The 21585-nt window shown below is 59.4% G+C and carries 25 protein-coding genes and 1 pseudogene; 9 read left to right on the top strand and 17 right to left on the bottom strand.

The window, feature by feature from the left end; genetic code table 11:
- The first annotated feature begins 13 nt into the window (after positions 1-13).
- The 4 genes from JCM12296_RS21055 (at position 14) to JCM12296_RS21040 (ending at position 3531) form a co-directional block, all read left to right on the top strand.
- Positions 14-1045, top strand: a complete 1032-nt coding sequence (locus JCM12296_RS21055; protein ID WP_054697610.1) for a PHP domain-containing protein — start codon at positions 14-16, stop codon at positions 1043-1045.
- Positions 1046-1202: 157 nt separating this feature from the next.
- Complete coding sequence (locus tag JCM12296_RS21050) at positions 1203-2039, top strand: class I SAM-dependent methyltransferase (protein WP_054697607.1); 837 nt, start codon at positions 1203-1205, stop codon at positions 2037-2039.
- Positions 2040-2125: 86 nt separating this feature from the next.
- Complete coding sequence (locus tag JCM12296_RS21045; RefSeq protein WP_054697604.1) at positions 2126-2563, top strand: GNAT family N-acetyltransferase; 438 nt, start codon at positions 2126-2128, stop codon at positions 2561-2563.
- A 605-nt stretch (positions 2564-3168) separates the two neighbouring features.
- Positions 3169-3531, top strand: a complete 363-nt coding sequence (locus JCM12296_RS21040) for a gamma-glutamylcyclotransferase family protein (protein WP_054697603.1) — start codon at positions 3169-3171, stop codon at positions 3529-3531.
- Here JCM12296_RS21040 and JCM12296_RS21035 read toward each other — a convergent pair.
- Together JCM12296_RS21035 and JCM12296_RS21030 are read right to left on the bottom strand one after the other, a co-directional pair.
- Positions 3528-4415 (bottom strand): NAD(P)-dependent oxidoreductase, encoded by an 888-nt coding sequence (locus JCM12296_RS21035; RefSeq protein WP_054697613.1) that lies wholly within the window; start codon positions 4413-4415, stop codon positions 3528-3530. The two genes, JCM12296_RS21040 and JCM12296_RS21035, sit on opposite strands and share 4 nt — an antisense overlap.
- A gap of 150 nt (positions 4416-4565) precedes the next feature.
- A complete protein-coding gene (locus JCM12296_RS21030; protein WP_157067790.1) occupies positions 4566-4955 on the bottom strand; it encodes a hypothetical protein in 390 nt (129 codons plus the stop codon).
- Positions 4956-4966: 11 nt separating this feature from the next.
- On the opposite strand from JCM12296_RS21030, the gene JCM12296_RS21025 reads away from it, so the two are divergent.
- The gene (locus JCM12296_RS21025; RefSeq protein ID WP_157067789.1) at positions 4967-5818 is read left to right on the top strand and encodes a TolB-like translocation protein; all 852 of its coding nucleotides are present in this window, start codon (positions 4967-4969) and stop codon (positions 5816-5818) included.
- 15 nt (positions 5819-5833) lie between these two features.
- Entirely contained in the window at positions 5834-5998 is a 165-nt protein-coding gene (locus JCM12296_RS38670) for a hypothetical protein (RefSeq protein ID WP_157067788.1), read from the top strand.
- A gap of 9 nt (positions 5999-6007) precedes the next feature.
- On the opposite strand, the gene JCM12296_RS21020 is transcribed toward JCM12296_RS38670, so the two are convergent.
- The 15 genes from JCM12296_RS21020 to JCM12296_RS47875 all read right to left on the bottom strand — a co-directional run bounded on the left by JCM12296_RS21020 (position 6008) and on the right by JCM12296_RS47875 (position 18996).
- Complete coding sequence (locus JCM12296_RS21020; protein ID WP_054697597.1) at positions 6008-6445, bottom strand: phenylacetate--CoA ligase family protein; 438 nt, start codon at positions 6443-6445, stop codon at positions 6008-6010.
- Positions 6406-7341 (bottom strand): DVU_1553 family AMP-dependent CoA ligase, encoded by a 936-nt coding sequence (locus JCM12296_RS21015; RefSeq protein WP_054697595.1) that lies wholly within the window; start codon positions 7339-7341, stop codon positions 6406-6408. Before JCM12296_RS21015 ends, JCM12296_RS21020 begins: the two co-directional genes overlap by 40 nt.
- On the bottom strand, positions 7313-8728 hold the full coding sequence (gene trsS, locus JCM12296_RS21010; RefSeq protein WP_054697592.1) for a radical SAM (seleno)protein TrsS: 1416 nt from the start codon (positions 8726-8728) through the stop codon (positions 7313-7315). Before trsS ends, JCM12296_RS21015 begins: the two co-directional genes overlap by 29 nt.
- Positions 8709-9146 (bottom strand): DVU_1555 family C-GCAxxG-C-C protein, encoded by a 438-nt coding sequence (locus JCM12296_RS21005; RefSeq protein WP_054697589.1) that lies wholly within the window; start codon positions 9144-9146, stop codon positions 8709-8711. Before JCM12296_RS21005 ends, trsS begins: the two co-directional genes overlap by 20 nt.
- Positions 9147-9315: 169 nt before the next feature.
- Complete coding sequence (locus tag JCM12296_RS21000) at positions 9316-9528, bottom strand: DVU_1557 family redox protein (protein ID WP_054697586.1); 213 nt, start codon at positions 9526-9528, stop codon at positions 9316-9318.
- An 80-nt stretch (positions 9529-9608) separates the two neighbouring features.
- Positions 9609-9905: a hypothetical protein gene (locus JCM12296_RS20995; RefSeq protein WP_054697582.1), complete on the bottom strand. Its 297-nt coding sequence runs from the start codon at positions 9903-9905 to the stop codon at positions 9609-9611.
- A 156-nt stretch (positions 9906-10061) separates the two neighbouring features.
- Positions 10062-11075 carry a zinc-dependent alcohol dehydrogenase family protein gene (locus JCM12296_RS20990; RefSeq protein WP_054697580.1) on the bottom strand — a complete coding sequence of 338 codons (1014 nt, stop codon included), beginning with the start codon at positions 11073-11075 and terminating at the stop codon, positions 10062-10064.
- 213 nt (positions 11076-11288) lie between these two features.
- A complete protein-coding gene (locus JCM12296_RS20985; protein ID WP_054697575.1) occupies positions 11289-12935 on the bottom strand; it encodes an acyl-CoA synthetase in 1647 nt (548 codons plus the stop codon).
- A gap of 374 nt (positions 12936-13309) precedes the next feature.
- Positions 13310-15124 carry an acyl-CoA dehydrogenase gene (locus tag JCM12296_RS20980; protein WP_054697572.1) on the bottom strand — a complete coding sequence of 605 codons (1815 nt, stop codon included), beginning with the start codon at positions 15122-15124 and terminating at the stop codon, positions 13310-13312.
- Positions 15125-15299: 175 nt separating this feature from the next.
- Positions 15300-15644: an AAA-type ATPase lid domain-containing protein gene (locus JCM12296_RS45185; protein WP_479690876.1), complete on the bottom strand. Its 345-nt coding sequence runs from the start codon at positions 15642-15644 to the stop codon at positions 15300-15302.
- A 20-nt stretch (positions 15645-15664) separates the two neighbouring features.
- Positions 15665-16648, bottom strand: a complete 984-nt coding sequence (locus JCM12296_RS20975; protein ID WP_246804662.1) for a sigma-54-dependent transcriptional regulator — start codon at positions 16646-16648, stop codon at positions 15665-15667.
- Entirely contained in the window at positions 16645-17160 is a 516-nt protein-coding gene (locus JCM12296_RS45180; protein WP_246804660.1) for a sensor histidine kinase, read from the bottom strand. Before JCM12296_RS45180 ends, JCM12296_RS20975 begins: the two co-directional genes overlap by 4 nt.
- 62 nt (positions 17161-17222) lie before the next feature.
- On the bottom strand, positions 17223-17855 hold the full coding sequence (locus JCM12296_RS45175; protein ID WP_246804658.1) for a PAS domain-containing protein: 633 nt from the start codon (positions 17853-17855) through the stop codon (positions 17223-17225).
- Complete coding sequence (locus JCM12296_RS47880) at positions 17855-18250, bottom strand: dehydroquinate synthase/iron-containing alcohol dehydrogenase family protein (RefSeq protein WP_281492099.1); 396 nt, start codon at positions 18248-18250, stop codon at positions 17855-17857. The genes JCM12296_RS45175 and JCM12296_RS47880 overlap by 1 nt, the downstream gene beginning before the upstream one ends.
- Entirely contained in the window at positions 18166-18996 is an 831-nt protein-coding gene (locus tag JCM12296_RS47875; RefSeq protein WP_281492098.1) for an iron-containing alcohol dehydrogenase, read from the bottom strand. Before JCM12296_RS47875 ends, JCM12296_RS47880 begins: the two co-directional genes overlap by 85 nt.
- A gap of 418 nt (positions 18997-19414) precedes the next feature.
- Here JCM12296_RS47875 and JCM12296_RS20960 point away from each other — a divergent pair.
- The 3 genes and pseudogenes from JCM12296_RS20960 to JCM12296_RS20950 all read left to right on the top strand — a co-directional run.
- Positions 19415-20580, top strand: a pseudogene (locus tag JCM12296_RS20960) (iron-containing alcohol dehydrogenase).
- 135 nt (positions 20581-20715) lie between these two features.
- A complete protein-coding gene (locus JCM12296_RS20955) occupies positions 20716-21000 on the top strand; it encodes a glutaredoxin family protein (protein ID WP_054697568.1) in 285 nt (94 codons plus the stop codon).
- 72 nt (positions 21001-21072) lie between these two features.
- The coding region (locus JCM12296_RS20950) for an aldehyde ferredoxin oxidoreductase N-terminal domain-containing protein (protein ID WP_281492096.1) at positions 21073-21585 on the top strand (513 nt) is incomplete at its 3' end.

Raw genomic sequence — 21585 nt, 5'->3', positions numbered from 1 at the left:
CGGCACATCGAGTATGGGAGGCAGTATGACAGTTCCGGTAAGAGACTTTCACGTTCACTCAAACTGCTCAGATGGGTTGTTTGAGCCCACACAACTAGTCCGACACGCGTCTGAAGCCGGAGTGCAAGAGCTAAGCTTGACCGACCATGACACAATTGCGGGTCTTGAGGAGGCCGAGACCGCAGCCCGGTCACTCGAGATGCCGTTCATGCCCGGCATGGAGCTGACTTGCCGTTTCAGTGGCCGCATCATACACATCCTGGGCTACGGCTTTGAAACGGCTGTCGCGGCTGATGATGCCCAATTGGCTGACAAACTCGCCTCGGTGAAACAGCGTGATCATGAATGGGCTCGGGAGATGTGTCAAACGAGCTGCAAGAATCCCATCGTGGTCAGGAGTCCCGACGGACGACGACACCGTATATGTATTGCTCCAGAGGAGCTATCATGGGTACGTGGTACGATGCCGTCCCCGTTCCACATTGCGGTTGTGCTGTCAAGGAAACTCGCGGACGTGTCAGACGAATTGAGAATCCCAGCTCGTCACTGTCTCTACTTGTTCACCGGCCGGTCCGAACCAGACCGTTGGTCCGAGTCATACTGGCCTGAGATCCGGGACCAGTACGCGGATGTTCTGGCCCGGTACAGCCTATCTTCGGGTTCATACTGGTGGACCGAACGACCGACATCCGACCTTCTCGACGCACGTGAGGCCATAGAAACGGTCATCAGGATTGGTGGCGTCCCAGTCCTTGCGCACCCCGGGGAACAGAAGCTTGGTGACCAAGACATCAGGGAGATCGCCGACTTGGGAATCCAAGGCGTTGAAGTGTATACGTTCAAACACAGCCCCACCGTGGTTGCCGAACTGGAGACCCTGACCAAGGAACTCGGCCTTTTCGCTACCAGTGGGACCGACTTCCACGATCCCTTCCACCGCGCACAGGTTGGGTTGGGGAGAGATAGGCACGGCGAGTTCCTGAGGAGCGGTTTCTCCATAGGTGATTTCAGGGATTTGGGTGCATACGTATCAGGAGCGAAGTGAAGGGAGGCCGAAGCGCTAAACTTTGACGGCGGTTACGGTGGTATTTTGGCCGATCGTGCTATCAGCAAATTCCTTTTTCTATTGATAGTTTCTGGTCGTTTGGCCGCCGCAAGTTAGCTCGCGGCCGCTGGGCACGACGGGAAATGAAGAAAACAGCATGATAAACAATCGCCGAAAATATATACAGACAGATGAGGTAATCTCACATTACACTGAATCATACGATGAATCCAGTCGGTTAACTGATGGCTTTGGTCAACTTGAGAGAGCTAGGACCGAAGAACTTATTTCCCGTTTCCTGCCAAAGCCTCCGGCCGTTGTGGTTGATGCCGGCGGTGCCTCAGGCATCTACTCGTTTTTCATGGCTGGTATAGGGTATGAAGTATACTTAGTCGATATCGTGCCAAAGCATATTGAGCAGGCCAAAGCGTTATCAGAAAAGGGTGAAATGCCTTCTCTTGCAAGTATGCATGTCGGAGATGCCCGATCTCTGGATTTCGCAGATTCATCTATAGATTCAGTCGTTATGCACGGTCCTTTATATCATTTAGTGGACATTGCGGATCGTAGACAGGCCTTGTCCGAAGCATGGAGGGTTTTGCGACCGGGTGGCGTTTTACTTGCGTTTGGAATTACTCGCTACGCAGGAGCGATCTATGGTATTATAAAAGGTCTTATCTACGATGCTGAATATATGAAGATGATCCGGACAGAAGTGGAAACTGGGCTGCGTACCAATCCACCTGATGGTATCAACACCCTTCCCAATGCCGTATTTCATCTTCCAAAAGATCTGCAGAATGAAGTGGAGGCAGTTGGTTTAATTTGTAAAGTGGTAATCGGGGTCGTTGGTCCGGCATGGCTTGTTCCCGAAATTGATTCAGCATGGCATGACCCAACAAAGCGGGAAAAAATTATGGCAATGGCTCGCATGCTTGAGAAAGAACCAGCGCTTGGTCCACGAATACTCGCTGTAGGCATGAAGCCCGTATGATTAGGGATTGCCCAACCAACTTTTGCACAGGACGCCAAACAGCCGGCACCTGTGAAAAGCCCGTTGGCAGTGACGAAGGACAGTTCATGACAAACAACCTGCGATACATCGAACGAATCCCAACCGCCGCTGAATTTCAGGAACTCAGAACCAATGCGGGATGGGGAATTCCACCGGAGTCCGCGCTCAAGGATTCACTCGCCAAGACCATCTTCGGAGTTTGCGTGGAAGATAGCGATGGCACAACCATCGGGATGGGGCGACTTGTGGGTGACGGCGGAATTCAGGTTTTCATCACGGATGTCATCGTGCACAAACATTGGCAGAACCGCGGAATCGGTAAACAGATCATGAAGTCGCTGATGAAGCACGTTGAAAACGTATCAAGTCCGGCGACATTCGTGGGACTATTTTCGGCCATTGGCCGTGAGAAATTCTACAAGACGTTTGGATTCATCACTCGGCCGAATGAAAAGCTGGGAGCAGGGATGGTCTACTTTCCGGCCAAGAAAGACGGTAAATAGGCTGCCAATCGGGTAGCCGAGGATTTTTCTCCCCCAGCCCCCACACCATCCTATCAAGCGGGTCCGCACTGGGTGGTTCCCAGAACCATCCGGGCCATAGCCGGGAATTTGAATGATCGACGATAGCTCTTTGACAGATACTACAGACAGCCATTAGGGGCACAGCGGGTTCATATCGCGCCAAGCAAGACATATCTGACCGGTCGGTCCTGTTTGCTTGAGCCTATGATCACTGGCTCCTGCTCTGAGTTTGGCCCTTCACCATGTCCCGACCATTACAACGGGCGCCTAAGCGACTATGGCCTCTGCTGACTTCTGACCGATCACCCGGGCGGTTACCCGCCAGAGCGTTGCTCACCGACAAGCAGCCGGCATCCCCCTGGTTGCGCCCTTTGGGTTGTAGCCATTCCAGGCACGACCAAGCTCGTGAATCTCCAGACCAACATAGGGGCTCTTGACTGTCGCCTCACAAATGAGAATCGAGCGACGCTCGATGCATTGGCAGACCAGGTACGCGGGGATCGGTACTCGCCCGAAGAGATGGCTGCGGTCAATCGATAACAGTGCAGCTGTCCACTGAAAACAGGTGTTACGACGGAAATAATATGGTTAACCGACTCTTTGTTTATGGGACGTTAGCCCCGGGACGGTCAAACGAACATGTGCTGAGTTGCATTTCCGGCGCATGGGAACCCGCGAGCGTTACAGGAACATTACTGCCAGAAGCCTGGGGCGCGGCGGCTGGTTACCCGGGAATCATTCTGGACGAGCATGGTGACGAGGTGCAGGGCTTTTTATTCAGCTCGGAGCATCTTGCCGAACACTGGTCCAGGCTCGATCAGTTTGAAGGGGACGGCTATGAGCGCGTGCTGACCAAGGCAAGGCTAAAAGACGGCAGTATCGTTAACGCATACATCTATCAGCTCAGCAAAAGTGGCTTACCCGGCACTGCTCTGGAAACTCGCTAACACGGATCCCCTTGCCCGGCATCCCGGGCGGCCAACCCGCCGATGGCCGACCAATCGAGCGCCTCACCGCCCTGGGCAAGCAGTGCCAGGAAACGGTCGCGTAGGAGACTGGCCAGTGGCATGGGCACGCGTAGCGCCTCGGCAGCGGCCAGGGCCAATCGCATGTCCTTGGCGCCCAACGGTGCGGCAAACCCGGCCGGTTGGAATTTCTCACCGGCGATCAGTCCCCCGTAAGTCTTATAAACCGGCGCGCTGAAAAGCGTCGAGGTGAGGATATCCAGATATTGATGCCGGTCGATGCCCGCCTTGCCCACCAATGCCATGGCCTCCCCCAGGGCTTCGATGACCGAAGCAATCAGAAAATTACCGCTGAGTTTGACCAGGTTGGCCTGCTGCGGGATATCCCCGATCACGAAGGTGCGCTGCCCCATGGCGTCGAACAGCGGTGTGCAGGCCTCGACCGCTTTCGGATCTCCGGCGGCCACGACAAACAGATTACCGGCCGCCGCCGCATCCGGACGCCCGAAAACCGGCGCGGCCACGAACCGTTGACCAGCCTCGGCGTGCAGGCGGGACAGCCGCTCCGACAGGGCCACGCTGATGGTGGCCATGCAGACGTGAATGGCGCCTTTGCCCAAGTGGGCAAGAATGCCCGTTTCGCCGACAACCACACTTTCCAGGGCGGAATCGTCGGCCAGCATGCTGATCACGACGTCCCCCCGGCAGGCATCGGCGATGGTGCCGCCGGACCGTGCACCCTTGGCGACCAACACCTGCGCTTTGGCCGGCGTGCGGTTGTAGATGGTGAGGTCATGGCCGGCCGCCAGCAGGTTGGCCGCCATGGGCATGCCCATGTTTCCTGAACCAATGAATCCGATCTTCATTTTCTTTTCTCCATCGATGGTTGCGTGTCCATCCATAACGGGTCAATATCGAAGAAGAAATCGGTCTGCCATCAAAAGGACCTTTCTTCCGCATTGACGATTCCATTTCAGAAATGGCTACCTGAGGGCGATAAACACCGCTATAAGGCGTCAAGGCTCCAATCCACGATAAGGGGCCATGCCGGTAACGTCAACAGGAGTCGACCCATGCATCTTCTGGCCATCCTTGAAATCATGGCCCAGGTCTTTTTCATCCATCACGCCATCCAGCGGAATAAATCCCGCTACTGGATCGCCTTCCTGCTGATCCCCTGGATCGGATTTCTGGTCTATTTTTTCACGGAATGGATATCGGGGCAAGGCCAGGCCAACGCGCCCATGGGCAATCTCGATGCATCGCCAGCGCCGGTGTCGGTCAAGGGCCGCCAGATGGCCTACATCTCCCAGGGAAAACTGTTTCAACTGACCGATGGCGCACCGGCCGAGCCGTTTCAAAGCCCCTTCGGGCAAAAGCTCATCGACCAGACCCTGAGAATTCACCAGAAAAACGAGTGGAAGACCCAGGGCGCGGGATCGCACTTTGGCGGGGCAGCCTGTGGGGCGTGGAGGCGGTCAACGCCGATGCCATCAAGGTCAACATCACCAGCGTCGCCCAGTGTCCGGATGATGAGCGGCTCTTCTATTTCCTGGAGACCGATTCGGCCGGCGGCCTGTTTGCCGGGCACCCGGGCACAAAAGCGGAGACCCGCCTGTTCCATAAGGAAAAATTCAAAGGCCGGGATCTGGATATCCATCCGGAGACAAAGGAATTCGTCTGCTCGCGGCAGTTTGCCAACGGAACCGCCAGCATCACCCTGATCAGCCCGGACGGCACGGACATGAAGATCCTGACCGAGGGCGACGCCATGGATGACTGCCCGTCGTGGATTCCAGGCAAGGGACGCCGCATCCTCTTTCAGTCATCGGGAATCGCGCGCAACACGGACGGGTACGCCATCGGCCGGGGCGCCGCCGCCATCCAGGCGCTCGACCTCGACCAGCAGCGCATGACCACGGTGCTCGAAAACCCGCAATACGATTTCCTGCAGCCGCACATCAGCGTGGACGGCTATCTCTACTATATCCGCCGGCCCTACGAGATGAACACCTACGGGCCCATGACCGCCGTCCTCGACTTTATTCTGTTCCCCTTCCGCCTGCTGCGGGCGGTATTTCACTACCTGAACTTCTTCTCGCTGGTCTATTCCAGAAAACCGCTGACCACCGCATCCGGACCGAAGATGGCCGGTGACGACCTTAAGACCATCATGCTGAAAGGCAAGGTCATCGATGCGGAAAAGGCCCTGCGCAAAGGCGCCAGGATCATGGGCGTACCGTCCTGGTGCCGGCCTCGTGGGTGCTGATCCGACGCGACGAGAATGACAACGAAACCATCCTGGCCGCACACGTGGCCTCCTTCGACATCAGCCGGAACGGCACCCTCATCTATTCCAACGGCTACGGCATTTTTGAACTGGATCCGCAAAAACGCCCAGGCCCTGCTCTTGAAAGACAAGCTCATCGAAGATGTGATCATCGCCTAGCGATACGCGCTATCCGATGGCGCGCTTGATCATGCCGGAGCTGTCCCAGCGCAGGTCGGCGGGCGGACACGTGTGAATGCGAATGGCGGGTGATGGGGCGGCCGGGTTGTCCAGAAGCGGCTTCACCACGGCGCGCACGTCGGCCGCCAGCATCGTGGCGCGTGATTCCGGGCAAAACAGGGTCAAATCCAGGGTCTCCCCCGCCGCTTCCCGTTGCAGGACCACCTTGAAGGAGTAGATCCCCGGCAGGCTGAGAATCGCCTCGTCCAGCTGCGGCATGGACAGGGACGTGCGCGCAGAGGTGAGATCGGCGATGCGACCGCGCACCTTGCCCAGGCGGCGCATGATGCTGCCGCAGGCGCAAGGGCCTTCCATCCAGGCGGCCCGGTCGCCGGTACGGTAGCGGATCAGGGGCAGGGCCTCGCGGGCCAGCGTGGTAAAGACCACCTCCCTTCCACGCCCGGCGGCAGGGGGGTGCCACTGACCGGATCGACCACCTCCACCAACAGGTCGGCCTCGCGCAGATGATAGCCCTCGTGGACATCACACTCCAGGGCGCCGCCCAGCCCCATTTCGGACATCCCGTAATGCTCGAAAACCCGGCAATTCCATTGCTCGCGGATTTCATCCACCACGGACCGGGGTACATAGTCGGTGGTGAGCAGAACGCTCTGGATGGGATTGGGGCGCAACCGGCCGGCATCCTTCGCATGCCGGCAGAGGGCGAAAATCTGGGCCGGTGCTCCCACCAGGCAGTTCACCCGCCGCGTCTCGATCGCTTCCAGAAGACCTTCCAGATCCATGACCGGCCAATGGACATGCCCTTCCGCGGGAATGCGTGCCGCCGCCCGCTTGAGCTGGTCGCCGGCACTGTCCGGCGAGGTACTGGGCAGCAAAATCAGAAGCGTCTGCCCGGGCGCGAGCATGCAGGTCAGCCCATGGTGGAAGAAATCGATGTTACGCTCCAGATCGGCTTCGGAAAAATAGAGCCGCTTGGGTGCGGCCGTGGTGCCGGAGGTCTGCATGGTGACCACGCGCGTGACCCGGCTGTGGGAAACGCAGAGCATCTCCAGGTGATGCTGGCGCAGGTCGTCGGCGCTGATCAGCGGCAGGTCGGCCGTTTGGCTGAGATCGGTGAGCGGCCGATGGGGAAGCGCCTTGAGCCGCTCGCGGTAGAAAGGGCTGTTCTTACGCACATGGGCCAGGGTGTGGTTGAGCCGCGCCAGCTGAAAGGCCTGAAGATTCGCTACCGACAGGGGCTGCGGCGCCAGGCGGGCCTTGAGCCAGTTTTCCAGGCGGGTGGGCTGGATCGCTTCATGGGCGGTAGAGCCCTTTTCCGTCAATGCTCGTCAGGTTGTACAGGCAGAAGGGAATCAGCCGGCCCTTATCATCGGCGACGTGGATGCAGCAATCCTGCACCCGTTCCAGATCCAGGGTCCAGGCATCCTGGAAAGCCATGGCCGATACGGCCAGGGTCCGGGTGCGCACCTGGCGGAGAAACTGGTCCAAGTCCATGGCGCCCGTGTTGTCCTGAACGCTGGCCGTCTCCAAGGGCATAGCGGGTGAAGCTTGCGGGCGAAGTTGATCCCGCGGCACGCCGGACCACTGCCGGGCGGTCTGGGAAATACTCCGGCGGGCACCCTCCTCGGCGGTCTCGATGGTTCCGCAGCACCCTTGCCAGACCGGCATCAGCGGGCGCACCGAAAGGTCCGGCTGGACCATGAACTTGGCCGAAAAGGAGCACATGGCGTTCTCACAACCCGGCGGGCTGAACTGTTTGGCCGCAAAGGCGCCGTCGGTCTGGACCTCGATGGCACGCATCAGCTCGGGAAGGGTGATGCGGTCCTCGGGTTGCGGGGTCTTGGGAAAGCGTCCGAAGTAGCTGATCGGCTGAAAGTGCACGCCGCGCACCACCGGTGTGCGGGCCGCGCCCAGCTTCAGAATGGCGCCGAGATCGCCGTCGTTGACGCCGGGAACCACGGTCACCACCAGCACCACGCCCACGTTCACCCGGGCACAGGCCTCGATGGCCGCCAGTTTGCTGGAAAGCAGGTCCCGCCCGCGGGTTTTACGGAAGATGGCATCCTGGGTGCCGTCAAACTGGAGAAACACCGAGTCCAGGCCGGCGTCGGCCAGACGCCGCAGGAAGCCGTCGTCCCGGGAAATCCGGATGCCGTTGGTGTTGAGCTGGATAAAGCCGAACCCGGCCTTACGGCCGATGGCGACGATCTCCGGCAGATCGTCCCGCATAGTGGGCTCGCCGCCCGACAGCTGGATGTTGCTGCCGGGGCTCGTACGGGCCACCCGGGCAAAGCGCCGCTCGAGTTCATGCCGGTCCGGATCTTCCGGCGCGGCATGGGTCGAGCGCGCGAAGCAGATCGGGCAGACCAAATCGCAGCGCTGGGTGACGTCGATGACCACCGTGCACGACCGCTGGTGGTGGTCGCGGCACAGCCCGCAATCAAAAGGACAGCCCTTGACCGGCAACGGCCGGTCGGCCACGGGCGCGGCAGGTGTCTTGGGCCGCTGCCACGTGCGCCACGAGGGATTACCGCGCCAAACGGGAGTTTTAAATTCGCCATGCTCGGGGCAATGCTTGCACAGCCACACCTCGCCGTCGATCTCTCGCCGCACGGCCTCGATGCGTTTGAGGCACACCGGGCAGAGGCTCAGCGTACGGCCGACCGTATCATCGGCGGGATTCTCGGGCTTATTGGATGTCGATGCCATGGTCAGCTAAAATCTGAAGGGTTTGGGCATAGGTTTCGGAAAGGATGCCGGCGCAGATGCTTCGGGATGCCTGGGGGCCGGCCTCGCCGACGATGGCCTGGCAGGTGATCCCGCCATGGTGCTCGCCGAAGCGGCTCTGAAACCAGTCGTTCATCTCCTCGAGCATCAGCATCAGCGCTTCGTTGCCCGTCTCCGTGTCGGTGCCCTTGCCGGCAAAATAACCGATCACACAGCAAGCGCCGGTCAGGACACCACAGGTGGCAACCCCGTTGCCACATCCGTAAACCAGTCCGGCCATGGCGCGCACCAAGCCCGGGTTCGACGTATTGCATTGGTCCAGGGTCAACAACGCCATGATCTGGCTACAGGCATAGCCTTTGCTGGCATAGCGCAGCATTTGCATCAGGGTATCATCCATCGGTATGCAATCCTATTTGACGGATCCGTAAAAAGCCCGATATCGGCGTTACGCGTATCCTTCGTCACTGCGGCGTACGCAAAAGTACGCCTCATTCCTCAGGATTCGCAAGCCTTGATCTCGGGCTTCTTACGAATCCGTCGGAAATGCGACTTTTTACGCGTTCATCCTACTTGTTTTCGAGCAATTTTTCCACCTCGGCGATCTTTCCGACGGCCAGCTCTTCGGAAACGAGAACGCTGTGGCAGGTCGGACACTGAGGCAGTTGGGTGGTGATGTTGTTGCCCAAATAGATGGCGATCACGGATTCGGCCACCAGGGGCTGGTCACAACGAAAGCATTTCCACTCGAGATCTTCGGGTTTGATATGATCGACAGTCATTTTTCACGCTCATCATGTTAATGGGGGTGGGTGGAAAGGGAACATCCCGGCGATTCATCAAGGCCGCTGGATGAAGGCGCTCAATCCCCACGGGTCTTACCGGTTTTCAGGTCCCAGGCAAAAATCTCCAGGCGGTATTGGTAGGCCTTGTGAATGTCAAAGCCATCCTCCCGGGGTGCATATTCCACCCAGACCGATACGGTGTTCTGGCGGGCGCCGGCCAGGAAATGGCCGGTCGCCGGATGGACGAATTTCTTGCCGGTTTTCTCGGCCTCGGCGAGGGTCTTTTGAATCTCTTCGTCGCCCAGCCGGCGCTTCTCCAATTCCGCCCTCACGTCGGGCGCGATAAAAAGCCGAATCTGTTTATGCTCCTCCATGGGCCATCCTTTTGCAGCGTGTGCGCCTCGGCCGGCCGGCCAAGGGTCCGGGTTGTCGTTGCTTCGTACCACAATGTGTTATTGTTCTTAGGATGAGCCGCCTGTTTTGTCAAGAAATTGTCATCAATAAAACCGACCCCGCTTCCCGATCGCCCGTCAATGGGTGATGCCGATCTTGCCGAAATGGCTGCCGCCGGCCAGGTGGTCCAGGGCCGCGCGCAGTTCGGTGAAGGCGAAAACACGGTCGATCACCGGTTTCAGCGCGTGCGTGGCCATGGCTGCGGCCATCTGAACGAAATCCGCGCGGCAACCCACGGTGATGCCCTGCAGCCGGACATGTCGCGTAACCACCGGCCCCAGGGGCACATCCATGGCACCGCCCCCCAGCACACCGATCAGGCTGATCGTCCCGCCAACCCGGATCGCCCGCAAGGACTGGGGCAGTGTGGTCTGGCCACCCACATCGACGACATGGTCGATGCCGTCAGCACCAGCGATCTCACGTGCCCGCCGGCCCCATTCAGGCACCTTGCGGTAGTTGATGGTCTCGTCCGCGCCGAGCCGACGCACGCGGGACAACTTTTCATCGCTGGAGGAAATGACGATGGTGCGGGCGCCCCGCAGTTTGGCGAACTGCAGGGCGAAGAGCGACACACCGCCCGTGCCCTGAATCAGCACTGTGTCGTCCTGTTCGATGCCGCCTTCGCTCACCAGGGCGCGCCAGGCGGTCACCGCCGCCGTACCGAGGCAAGCCGCTTCCACAGCGTCCAGATGAGCCGGTGCCGGCGCAACGCCCAGCTCGGGCAGGACCATGAAGTCGGCCATGGTGCCATCGACCTCGCTGCCCAGACTCTGCGCCAGGCGCGGCTTGGTAGGCGGGCCGTCGACCCAGGTCTGGAAGAACAGCGGGCAGACCCGATCGCCCACGGACAAGTGCTTCACGCCCTCACCGATCCTGTCCACGACGCCCACGCCGTCGCTGAGCATGATCAACGGCAGGGCTTTCATGCGCGATCCATAACCGCGCCGCGGCACGAGCAGGTCGCGGTAGTTGAGGGCCGCGGCCCGCATGCCTACCCGCACCTGGCCCGGGCCGGGAACGGGATCCGGCCGCGTGGTCAGACGGACGTTGTCCATGGACCAGTCATTTTCTACTTGGAAGACTCTCATGGGGTGTCGCTCCACGTTTGACGGATTCGTAAAAAGCCCGATATCGGCGTTACGCGTATCCCTCGTCACTGCGGAGTACGCTAAGTACGCTGCCTACGGCACCCGCGATAGCGGTATTCTCAGGATTCGCAAGCCTTGATCTCGGGCTTTTTACGAATCCGTCGGAAATGCGACTTTTTACGAGTCCATCACGTTTGAATTGTAACGGCACGGCTATGCGAACAGTTGTTTGTACTGCTTGCGCATCTCTCGCTTAAGGATTTTGCCGGTGGGCGTCTTGGGCAACGTGTCGGCGAGGAGAATCCGCTTGGGCACCTTGAAGGGTGCCAGATGCTCCCGGCACAAGGCGAGGATCTCTTCCTCGGTAATGGCCTGCCCTTTTCGGGGGACAACGATGGCGACCACGGCCTCGACCCATTTGGCGTGGTCCACGCCGACCACCGCCACCTCTTCCACCCGCTTATCCCGATAGATGGCCTCCTCCACTTCACGGGTGGAAACGTTCTCGCCACCGGTCTTGATCATGTCTTTCTTGCGGTCCACGACGGCAATGTAGCGATCCGCGTCGAGCACCCCGATGTCACCGGAATGGAACCAGCCGCCGCGCATGGCCGCTTCGGTCTTCTCGGGATCCTTGAAGTACATGATCATCGCATGGGGTCCCTTGCCACAGATCTCCCCGGGGGTGTCGATGGCTTCGACGGTGCTGCCGTCGTCGTCTTCCAGGCGGGTCTGCATGTTCAGCCCGGCCATGCCGGCCGATCCCAGCTTGGTCAGGGCATCCTCGGCCTTGAGGATCGTATGGTAGGGCGCCAGCTCGGTCTGGCCGTAGTAGTTGTAGATGCCGACACCGGGGAGGCGCTCGAGCATCTCCTTGAGCACTTCCACCGGCATGATCGAAGCGCCGTAGTAAGCCTTTTTCAGGCTGGAGAGGTCATACCGGTCGAAATCGGGGTGCCGCAGCATGCCGATCCACACCGTGGGCGGGGCGAAGAACATGGTGGCCCGGTGGTCGGCGATGGTCTTCAGGATCTGGCCGATGTCCGGCGCCATGAGGATATTGGTGCCGCCGACCCAGAAGATCGGGTTGAGAAAAACATCCCGTTGGGCGCAATGGTAGATGGGCAGGGCGTTGACATTGATGTCGTCGGCCGTGTAGCGGCCGTCAATGATGGCGCCCATGTACTGGGCCATGAGGGCCTGGTTGCCGATGATCACCCCCTTGGGCAGGGACTCGGTACCGCTGGTGTAGGTCATCTGACAGGGATCCTCGATCCGCAGGATCCCATCGGGTGGATCAGCCGGAAATTCCGGGTACCAGCTGGAAAAATTCCGAAAACGGCCGTCGGGCGGCGCTTGACCGGCCATGTCATCCGACCAGATCAGGGTCTTGACGGTCTTCATCCCGTCCAACACCTCGGCCACCAAATCGTACAGCGCGTCCTCGACGATGAAAACGCGACTTTCGGAGTGGTCGATGCAATAGGAGACATCCTTATCCTTGAGTAAATAGTTGATGGCCAGGTAGACCGCGCCGATCTTGCAACACCCCAACCAAACCAGCACGTGATGGATGGTATTGTGGGCCAGGATGGCCACCCGGTCGTACTTCTCCACCCCCAGGCTGGTCAGGGCGTTGGCCACCCGGTTGCTCTCGGCCTCCAGCTCGCGGTAGGTCAGGGATCGGTCGCCGAAAACCAACGCGGCCTTGTCCGGATAGTGGTAGGCGCTACGGCGGATCATGTCGGCAATCACCCAGCGGTTGACCCGGTTGTAGCGGTTCATGAGAAAATCGAGGTTCTCCTTGTCGAGGGTACGGTAGCGGGCTTTGTCTTCTGCGGATAAGGCTGGCGTGTTCATCGATTCCCCCTGTCGGTGAGGTTGGTGTGGTTCCCCGGACGGATGGTGCTCCGCCCGCCGGGCATGGTCGCCGTCGTGTGGGATGGTCGCCGGGTTGGGCGCGCATCATCCCGTACATGAATGTATTTCAGTTGAGGGTTTTATCCGAACCGGATCATATTGGTTCAGTATAGCCGACTTCCCTTTTTATGAGCAATGCCAAAAAGTGATTTCGATTTACAATAACAGCGTGAGAAACGGTGCCGGCAGACCGGGCGGGTCGACCCGGTAGCCGTCGCGGCAGGAAAACGGTGACCGACCCTGCGGTTCGGGATCCATGCGCCGGCATGGGATCCCGTCTGAAGATCTACCTCAGATCATTGGAGAAGAAGAGACTACTTGCCGCCGAAGGTGTCCTCGCCGGTCTCCATGGCGACGCCGTCGGCTTTCAAAATGGCATCCATCTCCCCGCAGGCTTTGGGAAGCAGGGTACGGATGAAAAAACGCGCCCCGGCAATCTGACCCGCGTAGAAGGCCTTGTCCTTGCTTTTACCGCCCTTTTCGAGCTTTTGGGCCGCCACCGTGGCACGCCATAACAGCATCCAGGCCATTACCGCATCGCCGGTGACATTCATAAAGGGATAAGAATGGCAATAGGCGTCGAGCATCTTCTCGGACGTGGCCAGGTTGCGGATGAACCCGGCGGTCTCCTCCAATTTCTCCAACGCGGCGGCCAGTTCGTCGGCCAACGGGGCCAGTTCCGGCATGGCCTTGGCGGCGGCAACGGTCTCGCGGATTTTCTCAAGCAGCTGGGCGTAGCCAGCACCCTTGTCCATGGCCAGCTTGCGGCCCAACAGATCCATGGACTGGATGCCGTTGCTGCCCTCGTAGATATGCGTGATCTTGAGATCGCGCAGGTACTGCTCCTGGGGATACTCACGCGTGTAGCCGTAACCGCCGTAAACCTGAACGCCCAGGCTGCACACATCGAAGGCCCGGTCGGTAAGATATCCCTTGGCGATGGGGATGAGCACACCGATGAGCTGCTGCAAACGGGCCTGTTCCTCCGGATCGCTGCTGACGCGGCACAGGTCCTCGCAATGGCCGATGAAGAACAGCAGGCTGCGGCCGCCTTCACTGAAGACCTTCATGTTCATCAGCATGCGGCGCACATCCGGATGGTTGATGATCGGCACCCCGGGGGCGTCCTTGCCCGTGGCGGTAAGCGATCGGCCCTGGACGCGTTCGCGGGCATAATTCAGCGCGTTGAGATAGGAGGCCGACGCACAGGCGACGCCCTGCATACCCACGTCCAGACGGGCCTCGTTCATCATGACGAACATGGCGCGCATCCCCTTGTTGGCCTCACCGAGCAGCATTCCACGGCAATTGCCCTTGCCGCCCAGGGTCATGGAACAGGTGGGGCTGCCGTGAATGCCCATCTTCTCTTCGATACCGGTACAGACGATGTCGTTCTCTTCGCCCAGGCTGCCGTCTTCGTTAACCCAGATTTTGGGCGCCAGGAACAGAGAGATGCCGGCGGTGCCGGCCGGTGCCCCCTCGATGCGCGCCAGCACCGGGTGAATGATGTTATCGGTCAGGTCCTGATCACCGGCGGTGATAAACAGCTTGCTGCCGCTGATGGCATAGGTGCCATCCGCGTTCTTCACCGCCGTGGTGGTCAGCGCGCCCACATCCGAACCCGCCTCGGCTTCGGTGAGCATCATGCTGCCACCCCACTCGCCGCCGTACATCTTTTTCAGAAACAGCTTTTTCTGCAGGTCGGTGCCGAACTTTTCGACCAGCTTGCCAGCGCCGTGGGACAATAGGACGATCATCATGAAGGGGAAGTTGGCTCCGTGAAAATAGTTCCGCGCCGCCAGGGCCACCGTATGCGGCATCCCCTGCCCGCCGGATTCAGGGTCATCGGTGAGGGCAATCCACTCGCCTTCGGAAAAGAGTTCCCAGATGCGCTGAAAAGCTTCGGGAACACTCACGTTCCCATTCTCGAAACGGCATCCTTCCTCATCGCCGATTTTGGATACCGGCGCCATCTCCTTGATGGCGAAATTGCGAGCCTCGGAGACAATGAGGTCGATGGTCTTGCGGTTGAATTCAGCAAACCGCTCGTGTTTGCTCAGCGCTGCAACATCCAGCTGTTCATGCAGTACAAAATCCACATCCCTACGGTCGGCGATTGTTTGTGCCATTCTGCCCCCATCGTTCTTTTAGTAGTTTTACAAGATAATTAGGGTCGTTCTGACGATCCTTTGGACAACGGACTGAAATCGTACCGGAAAGCTACAAGCAGATTATTGTCTCCATACAAAACAGGATTGTCAAGCCCGATGTGATCTGGAGGGGAAATTGTTACCGGCGCGTTACTCAGGGGAGGGATAGTTGCTGAAGTTTGCGATAGAGGGTTTTGCGGCCGATGCCCAGAATCTCCGCCGCGCGGGTGCGGCTGCCGCCGACATACTGCAGCACGGCCAGAATGTGCTGCCGTTCTAAAGCCTTGAGGGACAAGAAGGGGCCGTCCACCGTTTCCGCAATCGCTTGGCCGCTCAGTTCCTGGGGCAGGCAGGCGGTGGTGATCAGGTCATTCTCGGCCAGGATCAAGCCGCGCTCGAGCACATTCTGCAGCTCACGAATATTCCCTGGCCAATCGTAGGCCATCAGGCACTGCAGGGCCCGGTCGGTGACGCGCGCCATGTGTTCCCCCGGACGCAACCGGCCAAGGAAATACTCGATCAGCGACGGGATGTCCTCCTTGCGGTTGCGCAGGGGGGCATGGGGATGTTGAACACGTTGAGCCGGTGATACATGGCCTCACTGAAGGTGCCGGCCTCCACGGCGGCCTGCAGGTTGCGGTTGGTGGCGCAGATGAAACGCACGTCCAGCCGTTTCTCCTCTTTTTCGCCCAGCCGCCGGAAGGTCTTGTTTTCGAGCACGCGCAGCAGGGCACTTTGCACCTCCACGGAGAGCTCGCCGATCTCGTCGAGAAACATGGTTCCCCGATGGGCGATGGAAAGCAGCCCCTCATAGGATTCATGGGCGCCGGTAAAGGCCCCTTTGCGGTAACCGAACAACTCGCTGCGCAGCAGATCCTTCTGGAAGGTGCCGCAGTTCTTGGTGATCAGCGGCTGGTCACGGCGATCGCTCAGCTCGTGGATCTGCCGGGCCACCACATTCTTGCCCGTGCCGCTTTCACCGGTGATGAGCACCGGAACCTGGGCCGGGGCCACCTTGCGGATCAGAAAGCGGATGTTCTCCAAAAGGCTGGAGCGGCCCACCAGATTGGGTGTGACCTGGGCCGACCGAGCATGCCGCAGCATCCGGTTTTCACGTTGCAGGCAGGTCCGCTGGAAGGCCTTTTCCATCACCATGTCCAGCCGATCCAGGGCATAGGGCTTGCCGATGTAATCATAGGCCCCCAGCTTCATGGCCTGCACCGCATTTTCGACCTCGCCGTAGCCGGTAAGAATGATCACCTGAACTTCAGGCGCCAGATCCTGAAACTGGGCCAGAAGCTCCAGTCCGTTGCCGTCCGGCAGGCGCATATCCAAAAGGACCAGATCAAAGGGTTCCTGGCCGAAGGCCCGCATCGCCGCCTCGGCCGAGCCCACTGCGGTAATCCGCCGTCGCTGGCTGCCCAGCTCCTTTTCAATCAGGCGCCGGATCGAGGGCTCGTCGTCCACCACCAGTACATGCATTGTCTCGTCTGCAGATGTCATGATCCCCCCGAATCGACGGTCATCGGCAGCACCACCGTAAAACGGGCGCCCCGGCCGGGTGTGCTGCTCACGTTGATCTCACCGCCGTGGGCCTGAATGATATGGTAGCAGGTGGAAAGGCCGATGCCGATGCCCTTTCCCACCGGCTTGGTCGTAAAAAACGGCTCGAACAATTTCTGCTGATCCTCGAGCGGGATGCCGCAGCCATTGTCTTCGATTTCAAGAATGACCCGCCGCTCGTCGGCCACACGGGTACGAATCAGGATGGCGCCGCGCCCCGCATCAACGGCATCGATGGCGTTGAGAACCAGATTCAGGATCACCTGCTCCAGTTCGGCCGCATTGGCCTGGATCGTGGGCAAGGCCTCATCCAGGTGCCGTTGGATCAACCGGTCGGGGTATTGCTTGAGCTTGTGGTGCAGAATACGCAGCACATTGCGGACCAGCTCATTGAGCCCGATCCGTGAAAACTCGGCGCTGCGGCGGGGACTGAAGGTGAGCAGGCTGCGCACGATGCCGCTGCATCGCCGGCACTCCTTGAGAATGATCTCCAGGTACTCGGCGAAATCGCTCTTCAGGCGTCGTCGGACACCGCATCCGCCAGGGTCGCCATGCGCCGTTGAAGCCCTTCGGCAAAACCGCGGATGGAGGTCAGCGGATTGTTGATCTCATGGGCCACCCCGGCGGCCAGGAGACCGATGGTGGCCATCTTCTCGGCGTGGTAGTACTTGGCCTGAAACTCCTTCTCAAGGGTGACGTCCCGTTTGACCACCAGGATATCCGTGGGCAGGCCCTGGCTGTCGCGGAGCGGCGCCGCAGTAATGGAGAAATGCCGGTAGTGGTCGCCCACGGCGATCATGGCGTCCTGGCGGCAGACACAATTTCGCTCCAGGGCATCGCGCATCACACACGCTTGGCAGGGCTTGCTGCGGCCGCGGAAGATGTCGTAGCAACGTTCCCCCTCGGGCGAATCCTGGGAATAAATCTCGAAAAAGCTGTGGTTGACCGATACGATGCGATGGTCGGGCGAAATGACGGCCACGATATCGGTAATTCCATCAAGGATCGCCTGGACATTCCGTCCCTGCTGCTCGAGCGCCCGGTTGGATTTACGCAGCTCACCAATCTTCTTCTGAACTTCTTTATAAAAACCGAGCTTGCTGTGGCCCAGTCCGATCAGGTCTTCAATTTTGGGCTTTTCGCTCATTACCAGCACGCCTTGCAGATATCGAGCATCGCGTCGACGTCGGCCTCCCGGGGATTGGTCACCAGGCAAGTGTCATGGAGGGCCATCTCGCAGATCTTGGGCAGCACATCGCAATCGCTGACAATGTCGCGCAGCCGCGTCGATATGTTGAAATCGGCAAAAAAAGCTTCCAGCCGCGCGATCCCCTCCCTGGCGGTGGCCTCCGCACCGGACAGGCGCCGGCCGATGATGATCTCTCCAATATTGGCCATCTTCTCCACACAGCTCGGCAGGTTGAAGCGCATCACCGATGGCAGCAGCACCGGATGGATCAGGCCGTGGGCCACGTCCAGCTTGCCGCCCAACGAGTGGGCCAGGGCATGATCGAGCCCCAGGCTGGCGTTACTGAAGGCCATACCGGCAAAAGTACCCGCGCTGGACAACTTCTCCATGGAATCCAGCGAACGGTCCTGGATGGCGACGGCAGATGGTTAAGAATCAGGTCGATGGCCTTTAGGGACTGGGTCTCGGTGAGGGTGGACGCGATGGGGGAAACATAGGCTTCGACAGCATGGGACAGGGCGTCGATGGCCGATGAAATGATCAGCTCGGTGGGTTTGGTGGTCAACAGCACCGGATCGGTAATGGAAATATTGGGCACCAGGGTGCGGCTGATGATGGACATCTTCACCTTGCGGCGGCTATCGGTGATAATGGCAAACTGGGAAATGTCGGCACCGCTGCCGGCCGTTGACGGCATGAAGACCATGGGGGGCAGCGGCTGCTGAATGCGGTTGGCACCTTCGTAATCGTTTACCTCGCCACCATTGCTGGCCACCGTGGCAATCCCCTTGGCCGCATCCATGGGGCTTCCCCCGCCAATGGCCATGACCACATCGCACCCTTCCGCGAGATAGCGCTTGGCGCCCTCGCTGACCTGATAATCACGGGGATTGGAGTTGATTTCGTTAAAATAAGTCCAGCTCAGCCCCTCCTTGCGCAGGATGGAAAAAACCCGCTCGACCCACCCGGCCTTCTCAAGCCCGGTATCGCTTACCAGAAATACCTTTTCGCCGCCCATGCGATAGGCACACAGCGCCGCGTATTGCAGGCTGCCCTGACCGAACAGGATCTCAGGAATGGAAAATTTACGCACGTCCATGGGTCATCCTTCTGTCACCGGGATTGTATGAAATTCATGATTTTTGCGAACCCGTCCGAGATGCAACCGTTTTTGCATTCATCGCGGATAAGACTGCGAAGGGTGTGCCACCGGCCCACCATTAATTCTTCAGGCAAACCGCCCGTTGCCAAGCAATGATGTGTCATTTCAACCCAAACCGATCTCCCCCAATGTGTCAAACTGCCCCGGGACAGACGCCAATTGCAAGGAAAAACATTGAGACAAGGGTTCCCGATAAAAAAAACGAACACTTATTCGATGAATAAAATTTAATTTTCAAGGCCTTGACCAGCATCGTGGTTTTTTATCGTACCAAACCAACCAACCTGGCCTGGTCCTTGCCATAAGGGAAGCGAAACCTTGACAGTCAAATCAACTTTTCACCTAGGAGGCACACATGGCAGTACAGGAGCAGGTATTCGGATTTTTCATTCCCACGGTTACCCTGATGGGCATCGGCGCCTACAAAGAGATCGGCAACCAGATCAAGGTGCTCGGCGGATCCAAGCCGTTCATCTGCACGGACAAGGGCATCACTGCGGCGGGTATCGCCGACCAGATCGCAGCAGTGGTCAAGGCCGAATGCGGTGTGGATCCGGTGATCTACGACGGTACCCATCCCAACCCCACGGACAACAACGTGCATGAGGGCTATGATCTTTACAAGTCGACGGAGTGCGACCTGATCATTTCCCTGGGCGGCGGCAGCGCCCACGACTGTGGCAAGGGCATCGGCATCATCGCCACCAACGGTGGAAACATCCGTGATTACGAGGGCGTGGACAAGTCCTCCAAGGCCATGCCACCGTTCATCGCCGTCAACACCACCGCCGGAACGGCCAGCGAGATGACCCGTTTCTGCATCATCACCGACACCAGCCGCAAGGTCAAAATGGCCATCGTGGACTGGCGGGTAACCCCCAACGTGGCCATCGACGACCCGCTGCTCATGGTGGGCATGCCCCCGGCACTGACCGCCGCCACCGGCATGGATGCCCTGACCCACGCCGTGGAAGCCTATGTTTCCACCGCGGCCACCCCGGTTACCGACGCCTGCGCCCTCAAGGCCATCGAACTGGTCGCCGGATACCTGCGGGCCGCCGTGGCCAACGGCCAGGACATGGAGGCCCGTGACAAGATGTGCTACGCCCAGTATTTGGCCGGCATGGCCTTCAACAACGCCAGCCTTGGCCATGTGCACGCCATGGCCCACCAGTTGGGCGGGTTCTACGATCTGCCCCATGGTGTCTGCAACGCCATCCTGCTGCCCCATGTCAGCCGGTTCAACCTGATCGCCAAAATGGATCGCTTTGCCGACATCGCCGTTGCCATGGGCGAAAACATCGACGGGCTATCCACACGGGCGGCAGCGGAAATGGCCCTGGAGGCCATTGGCACGCTTTCTGCTGACATTGGTATTCCATCGGGACTGAAAGAACTCGGCGTCAGCAGGATGATCTGCCGACCATGGCCGAAAACGCCCAGAAGGATGCCTGCGGGCTGACCAACCCGCGCTGTCCGACCCTGGAGGACGTGATCGACATTTACAAAAATGCGCTCTAATCGGAACGTACTTGATCGGAATGCACGCTAATCGGGTTCCTGCCGTATTGTCGGCTTGTGGTTGGCCGGCCCGCCTTACCCGAGGTGGGCCGGCCAAACCCACTTAACCGGAACCCGACACGAGGAAAGATGTTCATGCCATACTGCCCGGAAGCTAAGGCAACCCTCATCACCCTTTACGGACTACAGACCTGCGGGCATTGCAAGTCCGTCAGAAAACTACTTCGGGAACGCCGTGTACCGTTTCGAACCATTCTCGTGGACATGCTGATCGGTGAATCGCGCAATGACACCCTCAGGCAGTTGAAACGCATGAATCCGACCCTCTCTTTCCCGATGCTGATTGTGGGGAATCAAACCATTGTCGGTTTTAAACCGGCAGATATCGAAAACGCGCTAGCTGCGTTGCCCAAACAATAAGGAGTTGCTGATGGACAAAATTCTGCGAATCGACATGGGCGCCCCCGGGGCCCCAAGGCAATCATAGGACCCTTGGGGCCCTATGCCGGCATGGGAGGGCGGGGCATGACCTCCATGGTGGTGTATGAAGAGGTTCCGGCGGACTGCCACCCCCTGGGACCGGAAAACAAATTCGTCATTGCCCCGGGCATGGTCACCGGATCGGCGGCGTCCACATCGGGCCGCATTTCCGTGGGCTGCAAAAGTCCGCTGACCGGCGGCATCAAAGAGGCCAATGCCGGCGGCCAGGCCGGCCAGGTACTGGCCCGGCTGGGTTATGCGGCCATCATTCTCGAAGGCGCGCCCGCTGCGGGCGCAATGTATAAAATCGTAATCAATGCTCAGGGCGTGAATATCAGCGATGCCACCGCCTACAAGGGGCTGCGCAACTATGCCCTGGCCGAAAAGATCAGCGCCGAGTACGGCGACAAAGTGGCCATGATCAGCATTGGCCCGGCTGGAGAGATGCGCATGGCCGCGGCCTCGGTGGCGGTTACCGACCGCGAATTCCGCCCTGCCCGGCACGCCGCCGGGGGGGTGTCGGGG

The sequence above is a fragment of the Desulfosarcina cetonica JCM 12296 genome, from assembly GCF_001311845.1.
Classification (GTDB): domain Bacteria; phylum Desulfobacterota; class Desulfobacteria; order Desulfobacterales; family Desulfosarcinaceae; genus Desulfosarcina; species Desulfosarcina cetonica.
The sequence above is the reverse complement of the archived record's forward strand: the minus strand, read 5'-3'. Positions and strand labels throughout refer to the sequence as shown.